This window comes from Pseudomonas sp. NPDC089407, assembly GCF_044900445.1.
GTDB lineage: Bacteria > Pseudomonadota > Gammaproteobacteria > Pseudomonadales > Pseudomonadaceae > Aquipseudomonas.
Map to the genome: position 1 here is coordinate 64,589 of NZ_JBJDNB010000027.1, position 19,273 is coordinate 83,861.

Consider the following 19,273-nt stretch of genomic DNA (forward strand, 5'->3'; position numbering starts at 1 on the left):
GCGGGCGGCGCTCGATCTCACAGGCGCCCAACATCTCAAGGCAAGCACCTGTAAGCCCCTACTGCTCACCTGCCAGCCCCTACTGCTTAACTGACGGGCCGCCAGCTGGGTTATCTTTGGTGTCTCACCGTAAAACCAGGGCCAGGCCACCATGCACATTGTCATTCCCGACGATTACCAAAATGTGATCCGCACGCTCGACTGCTTCAGCCGCCTGAACGCACACACTGTCAGCGTCTTGCATGAACGCCAGCCGGCAACGCTGGAGCAATTGGCAGCACGCTTCGCCGATGCCGATGCGCTGGTCCTCACCCGTGAACGCACGCGCATCGACGCCGCCTTGCTCGACTGTCTGCCCAAACTGAAACTGATCAGCCAGACCGGCAAGGTGTCCAGCCACCTCGACCTGGCTGCCTGCACCGCACGTGGCATTGTCGTGACCGAGGGGCGCGGCTCGCCGGTAGCCCCTGCAGAGCTGGCCTGGGCGCTGATTCTCAATGCCCGCCGGCAACTGGTACCGGCCATCGATGGCTTTCGCCAAGGCCACTGGCAAGTCAACATGGGCCAGGCGCTGGCCGGCCAGGTGCTGGGCATCTGGGGCTACGGCAAGATCGGCCAACGCCTGGCGCGCTATGCGCAGGCCTTCGATATGCCGGTACTGGTGTGGGGCAGCGACGGCAGCCGCGCCGCCGCCGAGGCAGACGGCCACCGGGCGGCAACCTCGCGTGAGGCGTTTTTTGCTGAAGCGGATATTGTCAGCCTGAACTTGCGCTTGTCGGGGCAGACGCGCCATAGGGTTACCTTCGATGACCTGTCGCGCATGAAGACCGACGCTTTGCTAGTCAATGTCAGCCGCGCTGAACTGATTGCACCGGGGGCGTTGCTGCAGGCACTGGATGCGGGGCGGCCGGGTTACGCTGCGGTGGATGTGTACGAGGACGAGCCCGTGCTCGACCCCGGCCATCCGCTGCTGCGCCACCCCCGAGCGCTCTGTACGCCGCACTTGGGTTATGTGGAGAAAAATGGCTACGAGCTGTACTTCGGCGACGCCTTTGACAATGTGCTGGCGTTCTTCGACGGCGTGCCGCAAAACGTCGCCAACCCGCAAGCGCTGCCTGCCCGAACATGATCCAGCGGAAGGCTCGCCTACTCTGACAAACCCAGCCACTTGCAGGAGCAGCTTCATGCCCTACCCCATTGAAGAAAAGCTGGTGATCGGTGTCGCTTCCAGTGCCTTGTTCGACCTCAGCATCTCCGACGACATCTACCAGACCGAGGGCGTCGAGGCTTACCGTCAGCATCAGCAGCAGAACCTGGACGACCCCTTCCCCAAAGGCGTGGCGTTCCCGTTCATTCGCCGCTTCCTGAGCATCAACCAGGCCTTCCCCGCTCAGTTGCCGGTGGAAGTGGTGCTGCTCTCGCGCAATTCGCCGGAAACCGGCCTGCGCGTATTTCGCTCGATCAGCCATTACCAGCTGGACATTACCCGCGCAGCCTTCATGTCGGGCCGCTCGCCCTACGAATACATCCCGGCGTTCAATGCCTCGCTGTTTCTCAGTGCCAACGAGGAAGATGTGCAAAAGGCGATCGACGCCAACTATCCGGCCGGGCGGGTACTGCCAACGCGCATCTACGACGATGAAATCGACACCGAGCTGCGGGTGGCCTTTGACTTCGATGGCGTGATTGCCGACGACGAAGCAGAGAGCGTGTTCAAGCGCGACAACAACCTGGACGACTTCCAGGAGCACGAGCGTGTGCACATGGGTACCCCGCATTCGCCGGGGCCGTTGGCAGACCTGTACCGCAAGCTTTCGCTGATTCGCATGCTTGAAGACCGTAGGCTGGCCGAGGACCCGACATACAAGCGTATCCTGCGGATTGCCATTGTGACGGCGCGCAATGCACCCTCGCATGAACGGGTGGTGACGACCTTGAAGAATTGGGGCGTGTCGCCGGACGAGTGCTTCTTTCTGGGCGGGATGGAAAAGCCCAGGGTGCTGTCGATCCTCAAGCCGCACGTGTTTTTTGACGACCAGCGCAGCCACCTGCAGTCGCCGGCAGGGGATTTGCCGATGGTGCATGTGCCGTTCGGAGTGGCGAACCGGGGTCTCTCGGTGTAGGAGATCACCCAGCCCTTCAGGCTACGCTGTCTCGCAGGAATCGTTGGCAATTGTGGGAGCGGGCTTGTCCCGCGAAGCAGGCAACGCGGTGTCTGGCACCGGCTTTGCCGGTGTTCGCGGGACAAGCCCGCTCCCACAAGTTATCGCCAAATCAATCAAGAAGGCCCCTCATGAACCTTATCCCTGGATTGTCCGGCAAAGCCAATGTACTGATATGCGGTGCCAGCCAAGGCATCGGCCTGGCAACGTGCCGCGCGTTACTGGCACGTGATGACATACACCGCGTCTGGGGCGTGTCGAGACGGGCCAGTACCCATGAGCCTCTGCTGGCACTTACCCGGCAATATGGCGAACGCCTGCGGCTGGCAGACTGTGATGCGCGCAATGAAACAGCACTCGCTGCGCTGGCGAACCAGGTGGGAGGTGCAGATGCCCACCTGCATCTGGTCATCTGCACCTTGGGCATCCTCCACCAGCAAGGCGCCAAAGCCGAGAAGTCGCTGGGCCAACTGGACCTCGCCGGCTTGCAGGCCAGCTTCGCCACCAATGCATTTGCCCCCATCCTGCTGCTCAAACACCTGCTACCGCTGCTGCGCAAACAGCCCGCAACATTCGCAGCCCTGTCGGCCCGGGTCGGTTCGATCAGCGACAATCACCTGGGCGGCTGGTACAGCTATCGGGCGAGCAAGGCGGCGCTGAACCAGCTGTTGCATACCGCAAGCATCGAACTGAAACGCCTGAACCCGGCCGCTACCGTGTTGGCGTTACACCCGGGGACCACTGACACCGAGCTGTCACGCCCCTTTCAAGGCAACGTGCCAGAAGGCAAGCTCTTCGAGCCGGCGTTTTCCGCGCAGTGTTTGATCGAACAGATCGGCCGGTCAGGACCGGCGGAAAGTGGCAGCTTCTGGGGATGGGATGGCCAACGTATAGCGTGGTGACAGCGTTGCCTCGTGCCGGGTACGCTGTTGCAGCCCGGCCGAGGCAGTGCGCTCCATCGCGGGGCGGCTTAGCGCGGGCCGCCGCCCTGATGGCCACCAAAGCCACCCCCACCGCCATGGCCACCACCGCCGTGACCACCGCCACCACCTGGCGGCATGAACATCCAGCAACCCGACAACGCGGATACCAACGCAGCCACCAGCGCTGCGCGGAAAAGGTGTTTCGACTTCATTGCAACGCTCCACAAGGCTAGATCGGCTGCCCACCGTTGGCCGGTTCGGCAGCGGGCGGATTTTAGGGCTGAGGGGTGATGGCACGGTGAAACTTTGCACATCTTTACCGTTGCTGCCGACAGTTCGCGTAACCTGTGGGAGCGGGCGTGCCCGCGAAGCGTTCAACACGGTGTATGGCGCCGGCTTTGCCGCAGGGCGCACGCCAACACAGTAGGGATACTGCGCGATGACCTTGTTCTACCTGAAACTCCTCATCACTCCCCTGCTGATGTGGGCCATCTCCCTCGCCTCGCGCCGCTGGGGCGGCCTGCTCGGCGGGCTGCTGTCCGGCATGCCGATCACTTCGGGGCTGGTGATGACCTTCCTGTGTCTGGAGCAAGGTACGGCCTTTGCCTTGGGCGCTTTGCCCGGCGCCCTGGGTGGCTTGGCGGCTGTGCAGGCTACTTACGCTTTCTATCTGATGGTTACGCGCAGGCTCGGCATCGCTCCGTCCGTGCTGCTGGCGTTGCTGTTCTATGGCCTGATTGCCTATGCATTTACCCATTGGGGCAACCTGTACCTTTCAATTGCCGTAACGCTGGTGCTGATCGCAGTGCTGATACGCGCCAGCGGCCGCGAGCCCAAACCAGGCACTCTGGCTCGCCCCAGGCAACGATTCTGGGAGATCCCCCTGCGCATGGTGTCTGCCACGGGCTTGCTGATGATCATCACCAGCCTGGCCAGCTGGCTGGGCCCGGCGACCAGCGGGATGCTCGCGCCGATACCGGTGATTGCCTGGCCGCTGGTGGTGTTTGCCCATGTGCAGAATGGCCGGGCCGGCATGGCGGCAATGGTGCGGGGCAATGCGATCGGCGCGGTGGGGGTGATTGCGTTTTACCTGGTGTTGGCGGGGCTACTTGAAGCGTGGGGCGTGGGCATTACCATCAGCCTGGCCATGCTTTGCGCGGTGGTGCTGACGGTTGGGCTGGCCACTGTGTTGCGGCGGCGTTGAGTAGTTCGCAGGGCTTTTAGCATCGCCTATGCGATCGAGCGCCGCCCGCGCGGCGCTTGATGGTGGGCTGACTGACCCGGGCTGGCATACCCGCCCCCTACCAATCGGCGCTCGCCCCGACCTCATCCATGAAGCCTGCAAGAAACACTTCCAGCCGCGCATGGCGTTCGCCAGCCAGGCGCGCCCCTTCTCGGGTTTTAAAGCCTGACGCCAGCTTGAGCAGCTTGGTGTGGAAATGCTCGATGGCATACGCCGTATCCTGAAACCCCCTGCCCCGCGCAGCAGGATTCTCGAAGTCATAAAGCGCCGAGCCCATCCGCCCGGACACGTAAAAGCACCGGGCAATCCCCACCGCACCGATCGCGTCCAGGCGGTCACTGTCTTGCAAAATCCTGGCCTCAAGCGTCTGCGGCTCAAACCCGGCCGAGTAACTGTGAGCTTTCACCGCGTGCGCTACCTGCTGCACACGCATCAACGGCCAGCCCATGTCAGCGAGGATCGCTGTGGCCTTGTCCGCCGACAGCGTCGACGCCTGGCCACGCAACGGCGAGTTTTTTTCCACCGCCACGCAGTCATGCAGCACCGTCGCCGCAAGCAGTACCTGCAGGTTACCACCCTCCGCCCGCTGGATGCGCTGCGCATTCGCCCATACACGATGAATGTGGGCCAAGTTGTGGGAGCCATCATTCAGGTCAGGCGGCAGGTGTTTCAGCAGCTCAGCGGCAAGGCGCTGAAAAGGAGCAAAAGCTTCGCTGGTCATGTTTTCCTGTTTTTGAGTTTGCTTCCAGGCGCACGGAAGCAAAGCACTTTTTACTGGCTAAGATCGGCGATCGGCCGCTCGACAAAGCGAATACTGTCACGCCCTCCCCGTTTGGACTGATACAACGCCACATCCCCCTGCTCGATCAGCGCCGCCAGGCTCGCGGGCGGCTGGTCGAACAGGTTGGCGCCAATGCTCAAGGTAACCGCCGCAGGCGTCGGCACCGTCTTGCCAGCAAACTGCTGAAACTGCTCACGCAACAACCCGCCCAGTTCAACCACCCGCTCGCTGCTGGCCCCACCCAGCAAGATGACAAACTCGTCCCCGCCCAAGCGCGCCGCCAACGAGCGCTCGGGCAGCACCGAGCGAATCATCTCGCTCAAGGCTATCAGCAACCGGTCGCCAGCAATATGCCCATGCAGGTCATTGACCAGCTTGAAGTTGTCGATGTCGATCAATAGCAACGCCCCGGGCTGGGTCGGGCTCACGTCCTTGAAGAAATGCGCAGCCCGCACCTCCAGCGCCCGCCGGTTGTACAGCGCGGTCAACGGGTCCCGCGCCGCCAGCCGGGCAATACGTTCCTCACGCCGGTAGCGAACGGTACCGGTCATCGACAAGGCAATCAGCATGATCGCCATCGCCCCTTCAACCAGTGAAACCTGAATGATCAGCCCGCCAAAGGTGGCCAGGTCAATCAAGGTGCCCGGCGCGATGGCAATGATTGCCTTGATTACATAAAACAGCCCATGGATCAGCAATACATAGCGCAACTGCACCGCACCAACGCTCAGCGATTTGCCATGCGGGCGCAGCAGAAAACTGGCCTTGAGCGTCAGCGCGGCCACCAGCAACGAGTTGACCATCAGCATCAGCTTCGACCACTGCGGCCCTACGGGCAACAGCAGCAAGGCGAACCAGACCAGCACGATCATCAGCCAAGCACGCGACAAGCGCTCTTGGGTAAAGCGCAGCACGCCCATCAGGAAGAATGCGTGGGCAACCACCAGCAAGCCATTGGCGAACCAGATGCCGATGAACAGCAAACCGCTCCCGCGCAACAACGCCAGGATGCAACCAACAGTAATAGTGGCGAAACCTGCGCTCCAGAACAGCAAAGAGGGTTCGCGGACACTGCGCCATTCAATTGCCAGGTACAGCGCAGCAGCCGCTGCCAGGGCAACCGAAATGGTCAGCATCGTGGGTGGATCTAACGCCATATACGCATTGGCCTATCTGGTTAACGTGGAAAAGGCCGGATTGTATGCGCTCGTGATGACTTTTCAGAGGGCGCTTGGTCCGGTTGCCTGCAATTGCCAGTTCGGCCCCTGCAGATGCCCGCGCGAGCGAAATATCATATTGCCACTACCGAGCCATTCAAACCACTGCCGCAACATGCCGTTGGCCGGATAAAAAGCTCACCAGGTACCGCCCGTGTGAACTCAGGCGCTCCCAATCGCGAAAGCACAAGCGCAACTCCAGGGTGGCCCAGCTTTCTGCCAGCGCCACGCGACGCACCGGCAGCTCCTGTTCGGCGCGTAAGGCAGCTGTTTCCGGCAGCATGGCCACCCCTGCGCGCTGCGCCACGAGCTGCGCGATGGCCTCGAAGCTAGGCGCCCGCACACGCACCTTGAGCGGCATGGCCAAATTCATCGCCAGCTCTTCGACAAAACGCTGCATCGGCCGCCCACCCGGCAGGCAGATGAACGCATAGCCCAGCGCATCGACCAGGCGCAACTGCTCGCGCCCGGCCAACGGGTGGTCGGCGGGTACCAGCATCACCAGGCGCTCGGTGCGAAACGGCAGCGATACCACGCCCTCGCTGGGCAGAATGCCGTCGTACACACCGATCTCGCACTCGTTGGCCAGCACTACCCGTAACACATCCACACTCTTGTGCTCCATCAGTTGCAGGTCGACTTCGGGGTAATCGGCCAGGAACGGCCCCAATATCGCCGGCAACAGCGTACTGTTGGACACCGTGGAGGCTGCCAGGCGCAGGGTGATGCGCTGCTCGCCAGCCAGCTCCTGCAGGGTACCCTGCAGTTTCTGCGCCTCGGCCAGCACACTGCGCGCCCCCTCCAGCACCAGGCGGCCGGCAGGCGTGAGCTGCATGCCAGCAGCATTGCGGGTGAACAACGCCAGGCCACAACGCTCTTCCAGCAGACGCAGGCGATTGCTGGCAGCCGATACCGCCACCGGGAAGCTGGCAGCGGCCTTGCTCAGGCTCCCTGAGGCTGCAATGGCCAGCAGCAGGCGTAAATCGGTCAGGTCGAACGGCATGCCCCTTCCCCTTATGCAAAAACGAACACGGCGTTCGATAAAAAGCGATTCTAGCGCATACTCCTTCTGTTCAGAATAAGCCCTGACTTTCCTCTGCCATGAGTACTCCATGAACGCGTTACGCAGCCTGATCCAGCGCCAACTGCAAAGCGGCGCCCTGTACGCCGTACTGGCGGCCTTGGGCTTCAGCTTCAAGGCCATTTTCGTCAAGCTTGCCTACGCCGCTGGGCCGGTGGACGCCATCAGCCTGCTGGCCATGCGCATGGGGCTGTCGCTGCCGCTGTTTGCCTGGCTGGTCTGGGCTAGCCGCAGCCAGGGCAGCACGGCGCTCAACCTCGGTGACGGCTTGCGCGTGGCCATGCTCGGGTTGCTGGGCTATTACCTGGCCAGCCTGTTCGACTTCTATGGCCTGCAGTACATCAGCGCCGGGCTTGAGCGTTTGATCCTGTTCACCTACCCCACCCTGGTGCTGGTGTTCCAGGCGGTGGCCCTGCGCGATCGGCCAAGCCTGCGCACCTTGTCGGCCATGGGCCTGTGCTACCTGGGGCTGGGCATTGCCTTTGTCCACGACGTCAGCGTGGCCGGAGCCGGCCAACAGGTGGTGCTGGGTTCGCTGTGGGTGTTCGCCAGTGCGGTCACCTATGCGCTGTACTACTCCGGCACCGGGGTGATGCTAAAGCGCATGAACTCGATGCGCCTGGCCGGGCTGTGCGGGACTGCATCGTCGCTGATGGTGCTGGCGCACTACCTGCTGGTGGCGCCAGACGGGCAACTGTGGCAACTGCCGAGTGCGGTGTGGGTCAATGCCGGCTTGATGGCGGTATTTTCCACGGTGCTACCGATCTACTGGGTCGCGCTGGCGATCCAGCGCCTGGGGCCGACCCACACGGCGGCGGTGGGCAACCTTGGGCCAGTGCTGACTGTGCTGGCGTCGTGGGCGCTGTTGAGCGAGGAGATTTCGTTGTACCAGGTGATTGGGCTGGCGGTGGTGCTGTTTGCTGTTTCGCGGCTCAAGCCGAAGGGCAACCAGGTAACCAAAGCGGCACAGCCCGGCGCAGTCAGTGTAGGAGCGGCCTTGTGTCGCGATCGGGCTGCAAAGCAGCCCCAGCAATAGTGGCGGTGACGCTAAAATCGAGGGGCCGCTTTGCGGCCCAATCGCGACGCAAGGCCGCTCCTACAAAAAGCGCACCTGGCGGGGTCACAGCACCCGCTTGATTAGCGGCTCCAGCCGGCTATAACGCAACCGCCGCAAGAACTTGCGCACTTCCTTGGGGTGCTCGGCCTTGACCCCCAGCGCCTCTGCTGAGCCAATTTGCGGGGCAAACCGGCGCAGCTCGTTCAACTCCGCCTCGCGCGGACCCAACCATTGCCCTCGCGGGTCGTCGATCAGCAGGCCGTTTTCCAGGTCCAGGTTGAACCCGCGCGGGTTGAGGTTGTTGCCGGTCAACAGCGAATAGCGCTGGTCAACCCACACCCCCTTGGCGTGGAAGGTATGCCCGGGATCGTTCCAGATCCGCACTTCAAGCTGGCCACTGGCGATTGCGGCATGCCGACGCCGGACGAAGGCGCGCAGGTTGTCTTCATACAGGTAAGGCAACGCACCACTGGCACTGAACGGCTCGCCAGGTGCGATATAGAAGTCGTTGGCCGTACGATCACCGACAATCAGTTCAACGCGCACCCCCCGTTGCAAGGCATGATCAAGCTCGCGCATCACCACCCGCGGCGGGTTGAAGTATGGCGTGCTGATGATGATCTGCGTGCGCGCCGCCGCCAGCAAGGCGCACAGCGCCCGGTTCAGCGGATTGCCACGGCCCACGCCCAGTAGGGGAATCACCCGCAGGCCCTGCCCTGCAACGCTGGCCGGTGCCTCGTAGGCCATGCGCCGCAAGCGCGCACGTAAGCGCCGGATATCGCCGCGCAGGCTGCGAGTCGATGGTGGCGCCGGGAGGTCGAGGCGCGGTGTGGCGGTGTGGTGCAGCAAACGCTGCACCAGCTCGGCCATGGCATCGGCCAGTGCCGGTGACTGGAACAGGTGATAGCGGTCCAGACGGTAGCGGTCGAAACGGTGCAGGTACACGTTGTTCAGGCTGGCGCCGGTATAGATCACGCAGTCGTCGATGATGCTACCCTTCAAATGCAACACCCCGAACAGCTCGCGGGTCTGCACCGGCACCCCGTGGATGGCGATATCCAGCCCGCGCATCTGCCGTTGGGCCTGGTACCAGACCGCATTGCCCGGTTGGCGCCCGGCCCCCAGCAGGCCGCGGCGGGCGCGGAACCAGTCGACCACGATGGTGATTTGCAGGCCAGGCCGTGCGGCTTTGGCCTGGTACAAGGCATCCAGTACCTCCTGGCCGGCCTCGTCTTCCTGCAGGTACAGGGCGACGATGACGATGCGCCGGGTGGCCGTGCGGATGCGCTCGAGCAGGCAGGTGCGGTAGGCCTTGGCATCGGGTAGCACCTGGATCGATTCGGGCGCGATGGCGTAGCCTGGCAAGCCAGCCAGCAAGGATTCGGGGTTCACTGACGATCACCTTCTCTGTGCAATCACTGTCGGCCCTGCCAACCGGCGGGGCCATTCCTGGCCGTTATGCCCGGGGTGTAAGATCGACCCGGCAACGACCTATAACAACAAGAACCACGCGAGGCCCGGTTTCTCACTGCCCCTGAACAACATGCCTCAGCTTGCACAGGAACAGCGCAATGGTCCACCCCACTTCTGCAAACCTATCGCCTTCTATTGTAAAGAGTTGTTCGGTAAAGACCTTCGGTTTCCTGATTCTGCCCAATTTCACCACCATCGGCCTGGCATCGGCAGTAGAAACCCTGCGCATGGCCAACCTGGCTGCACGCAAGCCACTGTTTCGCAGCGTGCTGATCGCGGCGGACGACGCGCCGGTGGCGGCCAGCAACGGCATGCGCGTACTGCCCGACTACAGCATCGCCAACGCCCCCGCTCTGGATGCGCTATTGGTGGTCGGCGCCAACCCGATCGATCGCGGCCGAGGCAACCGCCCGCTGATCGACTGGTTACGCCAATTGGCCGGGCAGCGCTTGCCGCTGGGCGGCATCTGCACCGGCAGCTACCTGCTGGCCAAGGCCGAACTGCTCAAGGGCTACCGCTGCACCATCCACTGGGAAGACCTGCCGACGCTGCAGGCGCACTTCCCCGGCATCGTCATTTCCAGCCAACTGTTCGAGCTGGACCGCGACCGTTACACCTGCTCGGGTGGGGTGGCGGCGATGGACATGATGCTGCAACTGGTCGCCCGCGAACCCGGCGGCCAGGACATCGCGGCCAAGGCTGCCGAATTGCTGCTGTGTGACCGCGTGCGTGGCGAGCGCGATCGCCAGCGGGTGCCGCTGCGCACCCTGCTCGGCAGCGCCCAGCCCAAGTTGAGCCAGGTGGTGGCAATCATGGAGGCCAACCTGGAAGAGCCACTGGCGCTGGAGGAACTGGCCAGCCTCAACGAGGTGACGGTGCGCCAGCTGGAGCGGCTGTTCCACAAGTACCTGCAGCGCACCCCCAGTCAATATTACCTTGAGCTGCGCCTGTCGCGGGCACGAGAGCTGCTGCTACGCAGTGATGTGCAGGTGCGCGAGGTGGCGCTGGCCTGCGGGTTCAGTTCACCGGCGCATTTTTCCAAGAGCTATAGCCGGTTCTTTGGTTTGTCGCCGTTGGGGGAGCGGCGGCAGGCTTCTTTGCATTGATTGAAATGTTGTGTCGGCTTTGCTGGTCTCTTCGCGGGTAAACCCGCTCCTACAACGATCGCGTCGTGATCGCCTTCTTTGTAGGGGCGGGTTTACCCGCGAGGTTAACTAATCTTCAAGGGCCATATGCGCGGTCTCCCGGCACATCAGCATGGCCACCAGCGCCACCAGTGCCGCCGCCAGCAAATACCCCGCCGGCGCCAGCTTGCTGCCGGTCACGTGGATTAACCAGGTGGCAATGAACGGCGCCGTACCGCCAAAAAACGCGTTGGCCACATTGAAACTCAGGGCAAAACCGCTAAAGCGCACCCGCGTCGGAAAAATTTCCGCCAGCAGGCACGGTAACGTCCCGTCGTTCATCGCCAGCATTGCACCAAAGAAAATCTGGATCGCCAGGATTACCAGCAGCGGCTGCCCGTCCAGCAGGCGGAACAACGGCACGGTCAACCCGAGAAACAACAGCGAGGCCACCACCAGCATGGTCTTGCGCCCAAAATGGTCAGACAGCCGCCCCATGAGGAAAATCAAGCCGATATAGGTGGCCAGCGACACCGTCGAGGCAATGAACGAATCGCGCTCGCTCATACCCATTTCATTGGACAGATAGGTGGGCATGTAGCTGAGCAACAGGTAGAACGCAACCGCATTCAGGCAGGTGACCCCAATGCCGATGGCCAGGCTGCGACGGTGCTGGCCCAGCAGTTCGCGTAGCGGCGTCGGGCCCATGCCTGCCTTGTGCTCCAGGCGCTGCTCCATCTCCAGAAACTTGGGCGTGTCCTGCAGGCTCATGCGGATATAGCGCCCCACCAGGCCAAACGGCGCGGCCAGCAGGAACGGCAGGCGCCAGCCCCACTCATGCAGGGCTTCGCTGCTGAGCAGTTCGTGCAGCACTGCGACAAACGCCGCACCAAACAGCAAACCCGCCGCCGTGCTGGCCGGCACGATGCTGGTGTACAAGCCACGCCGTCCAGGCGGCGCATATTCGGCCAGGAACGCAGCAGCACCGGCGTACTCGCCTGAGGCGGAAAACCCCTGCACCAGGCGGATCAGCAACAGCAGCGCCGGTGCCCACAGGCCGATTTGCGCATAGCCGGGCAACAGGCCGATGCAAAAGGTGGATACCGACATGATCAGAATCGACCACGACAGTGCGTTGCGCCGACCATGGCGGTCGCCGAAATGGCCCCAGACAATGCCGCCCAGCGGGCGCACCAGGAACGACAGGGCGAACACCGCGAAAGTGGCCAGCAGCCCGGTGGTCTTGTCGGTTTGCGGGAAGAAGGTAGCGGCGATAATGGTGGCCAGGTAGCCGTAGGCGGCGTAGTCGAACCACTCGACGAAGTTGCCCATGAAACTGGCCCGGGCGGCCTTGCGCAAGGCCTGGCGCTCTGCGTTGTGCGCGGGGCCGGCGACAGCGGATGGGTCAAGGGTGGTGCTGGACATGACGGGTACCCTCTGGTTCTTTTAATTGGAGGCAGGGTCTGGTGGTCATACAGTGATTTTTTTGTTGTCTGGGCTGGCCTCTTCGCGGGTAAACCCGCTCCTACAACAGCAGTGAAATGCCTGTAGGAGCGGCTTTAGCCGCGAAGCAGGCGACGCCGATGCTTATTTGCGAATGATGTTGTGCTCCGGCCCATACGGGAACCGGGTGATGTTCTCGGCGCCGCTGTCGTTGACGATCAGGATGTCATGCTCGCGATAGCCGCCCGCCCCCGGCCGCCCTTCGGGCAGCATGATCATCGGTTCGATCGACACCACCATGCCCGGCTCCAGCACCGTGTCGATGTCTTCGCGCAGCTCAAGGCCCGCCTCACGGCCGTAATAGTGGCTCAAGGTGCCGAACGAATGGCCGTAACCGAAGGTGCGGTACTGCAGCAGGTCGTGGCGCAGGAAGATTTCGTTCAGTTCGCGGGCAATGTCGCTGCAACGCATGCCCGGGCGTACCAGCTTCAGCCCGGCTTCATGCACTTCGACGTTGGCCTGCCACAGGCGCAGGTACTCGTCCGGGCAGTGGTCGAGGAACAGCGTGCGCTCCAGCGCGGTGTAATAGCCGGCGATCATCGGGAAGCAGTTGAGGCTGAGGATCTCGCCCTTGCCCACCCGGCGGCTGGTCACCGGGTTGTGTGCGCCATCGGTATTGAGCCCGGACTGGAACCAGGTCCAGGTGTCCATCAGCTCGGCATCCGGAAAGCGCTTGGCAATTTCGCGGACCATCGCCTGGGTAGCATGCAGCGCCACTTCGTACTCCGGCACATGCTCGCGCAGCGCCTCGACCACCGCTGCCCCGCCAATATCGGCCACCTGAGCACCGTGACGGATCAACGCCTGCTCCTCGACCGACTTGATCATGCGCATGCGCATGCACGGTGCGCCGATGTCCACCAGCTCGGCCTTGGGGTAGCAGGCGGCAAGCTTGCTGTGGTTCTGCAGGTTGAGGTGATCATGCTCCACGCCGATGCGTGAAGCCAGCGGCAGCGCCTGCTGGATGGCAACGAAGTAGTTGTCGCGCTGCCAGTCGGTATAGACGATGTTGTCGGTGCTGACCGTGCGCCGCCAGGGTTGACCACCATCGATGTTGGCACTGATCGAGACCACCTTGTCCTGGGTTATCACCAGCGCATACGGGCGGCCGAACGAGCAGTAGAGGAAATCGCTGTAGTAGTTGACATTGTGGTAAGAGGTGAAAATCGCCGCCTCGATGTCCTGCTCGGCCATGTAGGCCCGCAGCCGGGCATGACGGGCGGCGTATTCCTGGGCAGAGAACGTTGGCTGCACCTTGTCGCCGTTGCGAATTTTCAGGGTCTTGGGCATTTTCATGGTCGGGGTTCCTTGTCGTTGTTAGCACGCTGTTCAGGCCGGCCGCCTGAGAAGCATTGCAACAGAACCGACGAGGGGGCTTTTGTATCTATCCGACCTCAAATTGGCGTTACCACCACTGCCCTCGGGGCTGCTTTGCAGCCCATCGCGACACAAGGCCGCTCCTACACAGGTATCGCGCAAGCCGAGAGGCTATGCAGTACCTCTGTAGGCGCGGCCTTGTGCCGCGAATGGGGCGCAAAGCGCCCCGGTTTTCAACGCTGCTATTTCAGGTCAAAACGGTCCAGCTCCATGACCTTCTCCCAAGCCGCAACAAAGTCGCGCACGAACTTGTCGCCACCGTCGCCACTGCCATACACCTCGCTCAACGCCCGCAGCTGCGCATGCGAACCAAACACCAGGTCAACCCGGCTACCGGTCCACTTCACCTGCCCGGTCTTGCGGTCGCGGCCTTCGAAGGCTTCGTTATCCGCCGAGGTCGGCTTCCATTCCACGCCCATGTCCAACAGGTTGCGGAAGAAGTCGTTGGTCAGCGTGCCGACCTTGTCGGTGAATACACCCTGCGTGTTGCCGCCATGGTTGGCGCCCAGCACCCGCAGGCCACCGATCAGTACGGTCAGCTCGGGTGCGGTCAAGGTCAGCAGCTGAGCTTTATCCAGCAGCAGTTTCTCGGCCTTGACGCTGTAGCGGCTTTTGCTGAAGTTGCGGAAGCCATCGCTCAGCGGCTCCAGCACGGCGAACGACTCGACGTCGGTCTGTTCCTGCGAGGCATCGGCACGGCCTGGCTGGAACCCCACGCGCAGGTTATGCCCGGCGTCCTTGGCGGCTTTTTCCACTGCTGCGGCACCGGCGAGGACGATCAGGTCGGCCAGCGAGATCCGCTTGCCGCCGGCATTGAACTCGGCCTGTACCTTTTCCAGTGTCGCCAGCACCTTGCCGGTGCCCTGGTTGGCCGCCCAGTCTTTCTGCGGCGCCAGGCGCAGGCGGCCACCGTTGGCCCCGCCACGCTTGTCCGAGCCACGGAAGGTCGATGCCGCCGCCCATGCCGTAGCCACCAGCTCGCCAACACTCAGGCCGGTTGCCAGCACTTTGGCCTTGAGCGCAGCAATGTCCTGCTCACCCACCAGCGGGTGCTCGACTTTCGGCATCGGGTCTTGCCACAGCAGCTCTTCGTTGGGCATTTCCGGCCCCAGATAGCGTGCCAGCGGGCCCATGTCGCGGTGAATCAGCTTGTACCAGGCACGGGCGAAGGCATCCGCCAGCTGGTCGGGGTTATCCTTGAAGCGACGGGCGATCGGCTCGTAGATCGGGTCGAAACGCAGCGCCAGGTCAGAGGTGAGCATCGACGGCGCATGGCGCTTGGCCGGGTCATGGGCATCCGGCACGCTGCCCGCGCCCTTGCCGTGCTTCGGCGTCCACTGGTGCGCACCGGCGGGGCTCTTGGTCAGCTCCCAGTCGAAGTTGAACAGGTTGTTGAGGTACTCGTTGCTCCATTGGGTGGGGGTCGAGGTCCAGGTCACTTCCAGGCCGCTGGTAATGGTATCGCCGCCCTTGCCGGTGCCGAACTTGTTGGGCCAGCCCAGGCCTTGCAGTTCCAGGCCTGCTGCTTCCGGCTCGGGGCCGACGTTGTCGGCAGGGCCGGCACCGTGGGTTTTGCCGAACGCGTGACCGCCGGCAATCAGCGCCACGGTTTCTTCGTCGTTCATGGCCATGCGGCCAAAGGTGTCACGGATGTCCTTGCCCGAAGCCACCGGGTCGGGGTTGCCTTCCGGGCCTTCCGGGTTCACGTAGATCAGCCCCATCTGCACGGCGGCCAGCGGGTTTTCAAGGTTGCGCTCACCGCTCAGGTCACGGCTTTCTTCTTCCGGGCGCTTGGCAGGTTCGGCCACCAGGTCCCCCTGCCCCGGCGGCTGGGCCTTGACCTGCTCCTTGCCGTAGCGGGTATCGCCGCCCAGCCAGACCTTTTCCGAACCCCAGTACACATCCTCGTCGGGCTCCCACACATCGGCGCGGCCGCCAGAGAAGCCGAAGGTCTTGAAGCCCATGGATTCCAAGGCGACGTTGCCGGTGAGCACGATCAGGTCGGCCCAGGAAATCTTGTTGCCGTACTTCTGCTTGATCGGCCACAGCAGGCGCCGGGCCTTGTCCAGGCTGACGTTGTCCGGCCAGCTGTTGAGCGGGGCGAAGCGTTGCTGGCCAGAGCCCGCACCGCCGCGACCATCGCCAATGCGGTAGGTGCCAGCGCTGTGCCAGGCCATGCGGATGAACAGCGGGCCGTAGTGGCCGAAGTCGGCTGGCCACCAGTCCTGCGAATCGGTCATAAGGGCGGTCAGGTCTTGCTTCAGGGCCTGGAAGTCGAGGCTCTTGAACGCCTTGGCGTAGTCGAAATCTGCGTCCATCGGGTCGGACTTCGACGAGTGCTGATGAAGGATTCTGAGGTTGAGCTGGTCAGGCCACCAGTCACGGTTGGTGGTGCCGCCACCTGCGGTTTGATGGAACGGGCATTTCGATTCGTTCGACATCTGCGGGTACCTTTGGGTCGGTTATCCAGATTTCCGGTCTATGCCAGGTGTTCTTTCAGCCGAGCGTGTGGGCTCGTGCTACCCCTCATCAGGTGTATACGGGGCTTGCGAAACTGCCACGGCGGGTGAGCGCGGTCTTGCACGCAGGTGCTGGAACGCCGCCCGCACGCGGAATTCGCGGGGCCAGGGGAAAGACTAGCCGAGCTTGGGCAGAGTTCTAATAGAGTGGGTATTGGAGGGTGATAGGTTGGCTCTGTCAGCTTTCCTGTACCGGCCTCTTCGCGGGTGACCCGCTCCTACAGGACTCCATAACACGCCAAACCTGTGGTGTTCCTGTGGGAGATTACCCAGCCCTTGCGGGCTGCGCTGTCTCGCAGAGAACAATGGCCATTGTGGGAGCGGGCTTGTCCCGCGAAGCAGGCAACGCGGTGTCTGGCACCGGCTTTGCCGGTGTTCGCGGGACAAGCCCGCTCCCACAAGTTTCACCAAATCAATAAGTTAGAGTTTGTTCTATGAGAGCTGGCTTGCCGGCGACAGGGCCGGCACATCCATACAAGGCAACCAGGCCTGCCACATGCTTCAATACACCGCCAAGCCTTCTACTCCGGAACCCGAGCCCCATGAACCGCAACGACCTGCGCCGCGTCGACATGAACCTGCTGGTGCTGTTCGAAGCCCTGATGATCGAACGCAACCTGACCCGCGTCGGTGAAAAGCTGTTCATCACCCAGTCCACCGTCAGCGCCGCCCTCGCCCGCCTGCGCGAGCTGTTCGACGACCCGCTGCTGATCCGCAGTGGCCGGGCCATGGAGCCCACGCCAAGAGCCATGCAGATCTTCGCCGAACTGGGCCCGGCCATGGACGTGATTTCCGCTGCCATCAGCCGTGCCCGCGAATTCGAGCCGGCCAACAGTTGCAACGTGTTCCGCCTGGGCCTGTCGGACGATGCCGAGTTCGGCCTGTTCCCGGCCCTGCTGCAAGCCCTGCGCGAAGAGGCCCCGGACATTAGCGTGGTCGTGCGCCGGGCCAACTTCCTGCTGATGCCGGGCCTGCTGGCCAGCGGTGAAATCTCGGTCGGGGTGAGCTACACCACGGACCTGCCGGCCACTGCCAAGCGCCGTAAGCTGCGTGACATCGGCGTGCGCGTGCTGCGCGCCGACGACCGCCCCGGCCCGCTGACACTCGACGAATACTGCGCCCGCCCACATGTCATGGTGTCGTTCTCCGGCGACATGAGCGGCAACATCGACCTCGACCTGGCGCGCATCGGCCGCTGCCGCAAGGTGGTGCTGGCCGTGCCGCAGTTCGGCAGCCTGCGCGCCCTGCTGCGCAACACCGAACTGATCGCCACGGTGCCGGACTACGCTGCCTGCGCCCTGGCCGACGATGGCAGCCTGCGCGCCGACCCGGCACCGTTCGACATCACCGAAGCCGAGCTGTCGATGGTCTGGAGCGGCGCGCAGGACAACGACCCGGCCGAACGCTGGCTGCGGGAACGCATCCTGCAGTTCATGGCACGGTAGATTGGCTTTGTCGGGGGCGGCTGTGGATCGAGTAACGGCTGCCTGGTGATCGCCATAAGAGGTTTGGTGCCTGTGAGATCGAGCGCCGCCCGTGCGGCGCTTCGCGGGACAAGCCCGCTCCCACAGCTGTTTCGGGCCAATGACTCCTGCGCCAGGTGGGTTGCAGCCTTGGTGCATGGCTGGTGATCGCTGAAGAGCAACTGCGCCCCCTTCGATATCGAATGGAACAAACAAGGCGGCCAGCGGTGCCCCCACAGAAGTGACTGGCCCGAAACAGACAGTGGGAGCGGGCTTGTCCCGCGAAGCGCCGCGCGGGCGGCGCTCGATCTCACAGGCGCAAAAAAAATTTAGCCATGCGCCTCTTCGCACCAACGCAAAACTTCACTTACCCCGCTGCATCCACGCCGCCCCCAGCCCACTGAGGCAGATCACCGAAATCCCCACCAGGCTCAAGGTATCCGGCACCTGGCTATACACCACCAGCCCAAGCAACCCGGCAAACACGATCTGGCAATAGCTGAACGGCGCCAGCAATGCCGGCGCCGCATGGCGGAAGGCCTGGGTCAGCAGCAGGTGCGCGGTCATGCCGAAGCCACCCAGCGCCAGCATCAGCAAGGCGTGGTCCCAGCGCGGCACTTCCCAGAAGAACGGCACCAGCGCACTCATCGCCAGGGTGTTGCACAGCCCTGCATAAAAGTTGCTGGTGGTCGGGCTGTCATGCGCAGCCAGGATGCGCGTCAGCAACTGGTAGAAACAGAAGCCCAATGCCGAACCGAACGGGTACAGGATCGCCGGGGTGAACATTGCCCCACCCGGGTGCACCACTATCAGCACGCCGATAAAGCCCAGCACCACCGCCACCCACTGCCCGACCGTCACCCGCTCTTTCAACAGCGGCGCCGACAACGCGGTGACCAGCACCGGCGCCAGGAAGTTGACCGCCGTGGCCTCGGCCAGCGGCAGGTATTGCAGGCCAGTGGTGAACAGCAGGCTGGTGCTCAACAGGCTCAGGGCGCGCAAGGTCTGCAACAGCGGACGGCGGGTGCGCAGTACGTTGAGGCCGGACTTGGGCAGGAAGATGCCGGCCATCAGCAGCGTATGCACTACATAACGCGCCCACACCACCATGACGATCGGGTACAGGCCGCCAAGGAATTTGGACAAGGCGTCGTGGCTGGCAAACAGGAACGTCGCCACTACCACCAGGGCGATGCCGCGCAAGGGTTGGTTGACGCCGGACAGCGGTGTGCTGGAACTCATGGCTCTCTCGATGACGGCGCGGCGGCACGCTACGCCCAGGGAAGGCCGCACAGGCCTGGCCTGGCGGATGCAACAGCTCGGATTCTAGAAGAGATGCCGCAGGATAAG

The 19,273-nt window shown here is 63.1% G+C and carries 16 protein-coding genes; 7 read left to right on the top strand and 9 right to left on the bottom strand.

Features of this window, described 5'->3' with window-relative positions:
* Positions 1-151: 151 nt before the first annotated feature.
* The 3 genes from ACI2KG_RS20225 (at position 152) to ACI2KG_RS20235 (ending at position 3,064) form a co-directional block, all read left to right on the top strand.
* Positions 152-1,129: a D-2-hydroxyacid dehydrogenase family protein gene (locus tag ACI2KG_RS20225; RefSeq protein ID WP_404663028.1), complete on the top strand. Its 978-nt coding sequence runs from the start codon at positions 152-154 to the stop codon at positions 1,127-1,129.
* 55 nt (positions 1,130-1,184) lie between these two features.
* Positions 1,185-2,123 (top strand): 5'-nucleotidase, encoded by a 939-nt coding sequence (locus tag ACI2KG_RS20230; RefSeq protein WP_400621348.1) that lies wholly within the window; start codon positions 1,185-1,187, stop codon positions 2,121-2,123.
* A gap of 170 nt (positions 2,124-2,293) precedes the next feature.
* A complete protein-coding gene (locus ACI2KG_RS20235) occupies positions 2,294-3,064 on the top strand; it encodes an SDR family NAD(P)-dependent oxidoreductase (protein ID WP_404663029.1) in 771 nt (256 codons plus the stop codon).
* A 68-nt stretch (positions 3,065-3,132) separates the two neighbouring features.
* Here ACI2KG_RS20235 and ACI2KG_RS20240 read toward each other — a convergent pair whose 3' ends face one another.
* The gene (locus ACI2KG_RS20240; protein ID WP_177410275.1) at positions 3,133-3,297 is read right to left on the bottom strand and encodes a hypothetical protein; all 165 of its coding nucleotides are present in this window, start codon (positions 3,295-3,297) and stop codon (positions 3,133-3,135) included.
* A gap of 227 nt (positions 3,298-3,524) precedes the next feature.
* On the opposite strand from ACI2KG_RS20240, the gene ACI2KG_RS20245 reads away from it, so the two are divergent.
* A complete protein-coding gene (locus ACI2KG_RS20245) occupies positions 3,525-4,289 on the top strand; it encodes a hypothetical protein (RefSeq protein WP_404663030.1) in 765 nt (254 codons plus the stop codon).
* A 97-nt stretch (positions 4,290-4,386) separates the two neighbouring features.
* Here ACI2KG_RS20245 and ACI2KG_RS20250 read toward each other — a convergent pair whose 3' ends face one another.
* From ACI2KG_RS20250 to ACI2KG_RS20260, 3 genes are all read right to left on the bottom strand, one after another.
* Positions 4,387-5,049 carry an HD domain-containing protein gene (locus tag ACI2KG_RS20250; protein ID WP_404663031.1) on the bottom strand — a complete coding sequence of 221 codons (663 nt, stop codon included), beginning with the start codon at positions 5,047-5,049 and terminating at the stop codon, positions 4,387-4,389.
* Between the two features lie 50 nt (positions 5,050-5,099).
* Entirely contained in the window at positions 5,100-6,245 is a 1,146-nt protein-coding gene (locus tag ACI2KG_RS20255) for a GGDEF domain-containing protein (RefSeq protein WP_404663032.1), read from the bottom strand.
* Between the two features lie 178 nt (positions 6,246-6,423).
* Positions 6,424-7,329 (bottom strand): LysR substrate-binding domain-containing protein, encoded by a 906-nt coding sequence (locus ACI2KG_RS20260; RefSeq protein ID WP_404663033.1) that lies wholly within the window; start codon positions 7,327-7,329, stop codon positions 6,424-6,426.
* A gap of 109 nt (positions 7,330-7,438) precedes the next feature.
* Between ACI2KG_RS20260 and ACI2KG_RS20265 the strand changes: the two genes are divergently transcribed.
* On the top strand, positions 7,439-8,443 hold the full coding sequence (locus ACI2KG_RS20265; protein ID WP_404663034.1) for a DMT family transporter: 1,005 nt from the start codon (positions 7,439-7,441) through the stop codon (positions 8,441-8,443).
* A gap of 84 nt (positions 8,444-8,527) precedes the next feature.
* Here ACI2KG_RS20265 and pssA read toward each other — a convergent pair whose 3' ends face one another.
* Positions 8,528-9,856, bottom strand: coding sequence for a CDP-diacylglycerol--serine O-phosphatidyltransferase (gene pssA, locus ACI2KG_RS20270; RefSeq protein WP_404663035.1), 1,329 nt, complete (start codon positions 9,854-9,856; stop codon positions 8,528-8,530).
* Positions 9,857-10,035: 179 nt separating this feature from the next.
* Between pssA and ACI2KG_RS20275 the strand changes: the two genes are divergently transcribed.
* Positions 10,036-11,043 (top strand): GlxA family transcriptional regulator, encoded by a 1,008-nt coding sequence (locus ACI2KG_RS20275; RefSeq protein ID WP_404663036.1) that lies wholly within the window; start codon positions 10,036-10,038, stop codon positions 11,041-11,043.
* Between the two features lie 108 nt (positions 11,044-11,151).
* On the opposite strand, the gene ACI2KG_RS20280 is transcribed toward ACI2KG_RS20275, so the two are convergent.
* The 3 genes from ACI2KG_RS20280 to katG all read right to left on the bottom strand — a co-directional run bounded on the left by ACI2KG_RS20280 (position 11,152) and on the right by katG (position 16,382).
* On the bottom strand, positions 11,152-12,486 hold the full coding sequence (locus ACI2KG_RS20280; RefSeq protein WP_404663037.1) for an MFS transporter: 1,335 nt from the start codon (positions 12,484-12,486) through the stop codon (positions 11,152-11,154).
* 162 nt (positions 12,487-12,648) lie between these two features.
* Positions 12,649-13,860, bottom strand: coding sequence for a M24 family metallopeptidase (locus ACI2KG_RS20285; protein WP_404663038.1), 1,212 nt, complete (start codon positions 13,858-13,860; stop codon positions 12,649-12,651).
* A gap of 263 nt (positions 13,861-14,123) precedes the next feature.
* A complete protein-coding gene (gene katG, locus ACI2KG_RS20290; RefSeq protein ID WP_404663039.1) occupies positions 14,124-16,382 on the bottom strand; it encodes a catalase/peroxidase HPI in 2,259 nt (752 codons plus the stop codon).
* A 620-nt stretch (positions 16,383-17,002) separates the two neighbouring features.
* Here katG and ACI2KG_RS20295 point away from each other — a divergent pair.
* The gene (locus tag ACI2KG_RS20295) at positions 17,003-17,905 is read left to right on the top strand and encodes a LysR substrate-binding domain-containing protein (RefSeq protein WP_404663040.1); all 903 of its coding nucleotides are present in this window, start codon (positions 17,003-17,005) and stop codon (positions 17,903-17,905) included.
* A gap of 381 nt (positions 17,906-18,286) precedes the next feature.
* On the opposite strand, the gene ACI2KG_RS20300 is transcribed toward ACI2KG_RS20295, so the two are convergent.
* The gene (locus tag ACI2KG_RS20300) at positions 18,287-19,165 is read right to left on the bottom strand and encodes a DMT family transporter (protein WP_400621382.1); all 879 of its coding nucleotides are present in this window, start codon (positions 19,163-19,165) and stop codon (positions 18,287-18,289) included.
* Positions 19,166-19,273: the final 108 nt, after the last annotated feature.

Bases quoted from the DNA above. Each gene is read 5' to 3' on its own strand.
- ACI2KG_RS20225 (WP_404663028.1), top strand. From the start codon at position 152: ATGCACATTGTCATTCCCGACGATTACCAAAATGTGATCCGCACGCTC.
- ACI2KG_RS20230 (WP_400621348.1), top strand. From the start codon at position 1,185: ATGCCCTACCCCATTGAAGAAAAGCTGGTGATCGGTGTCGCTTCCAGT.
- ACI2KG_RS20235 (WP_404663029.1), top strand. From the start codon at position 2,294: ATGAACCTTATCCCTGGATTGTCCGGCAAAGCCAATGTACTGATATGC.
- ACI2KG_RS20240 (WP_177410275.1), bottom strand. From the start codon at position 3,297: ATGAAGTCGAAACACCTTTTCCGCGCAGCGCTGGTGGCTGCGTTGGTA.
- ACI2KG_RS20245 (WP_404663030.1), top strand. From the start codon at position 3,525: ATGACCTTGTTCTACCTGAAACTCCTCATCACTCCCCTGCTGATGTGG.
- ACI2KG_RS20250 (WP_404663031.1), bottom strand. From the start codon at position 5,049: ATGACCAGCGAAGCTTTTGCTCCTTTTCAGCGCCTTGCCGCTGAGCTG.
- ACI2KG_RS20255 (WP_404663032.1), bottom strand. From the start codon at position 6,245: ATGCTGACCATTTCGGTTGCCCTGGCAGCGGCTGCTGCGCTGTACCTG.
- ACI2KG_RS20260 (WP_404663033.1), bottom strand. From the start codon at position 7,329: ATGCCGTTCGACCTGACCGATTTACGCCTGCTGCTGGCCATTGCAGCC.
- ACI2KG_RS20265 (WP_404663034.1), top strand. From the start codon at position 7,439: ATGAACGCGTTACGCAGCCTGATCCAGCGCCAACTGCAAAGCGGCGCC.
- ACI2KG_RS20275 (WP_404663036.1), top strand. From the start codon at position 10,036: ATGGTCCACCCCACTTCTGCAAACCTATCGCCTTCTATTGTAAAGAGT.
- ACI2KG_RS20280 (WP_404663037.1), bottom strand. From the start codon at position 12,486: ATGTCCAGCACCACCCTTGACCCATCCGCTGTCGCCGGCCCCGCGCAC.
- ACI2KG_RS20285 (WP_404663038.1), bottom strand. From the start codon at position 13,860: ATGAAAATGCCCAAGACCCTGAAAATTCGCAACGGCGACAAGGTGCAG.
- katG (WP_404663039.1), bottom strand. From the start codon at position 16,382: ATGTCGAACGAATCGAAATGCCCGTTCCATCAAACCGCAGGTGGCGGC.
- ACI2KG_RS20295 (WP_404663040.1), top strand. From the start codon at position 17,003: ATGAACCGCAACGACCTGCGCCGCGTCGACATGAACCTGCTGGTGCTG.
- ACI2KG_RS20300 (WP_400621382.1), bottom strand. From the start codon at position 19,165: ATGAGTTCCAGCACACCGCTGTCCGGCGTCAACCAACCCTTGCGCGGC.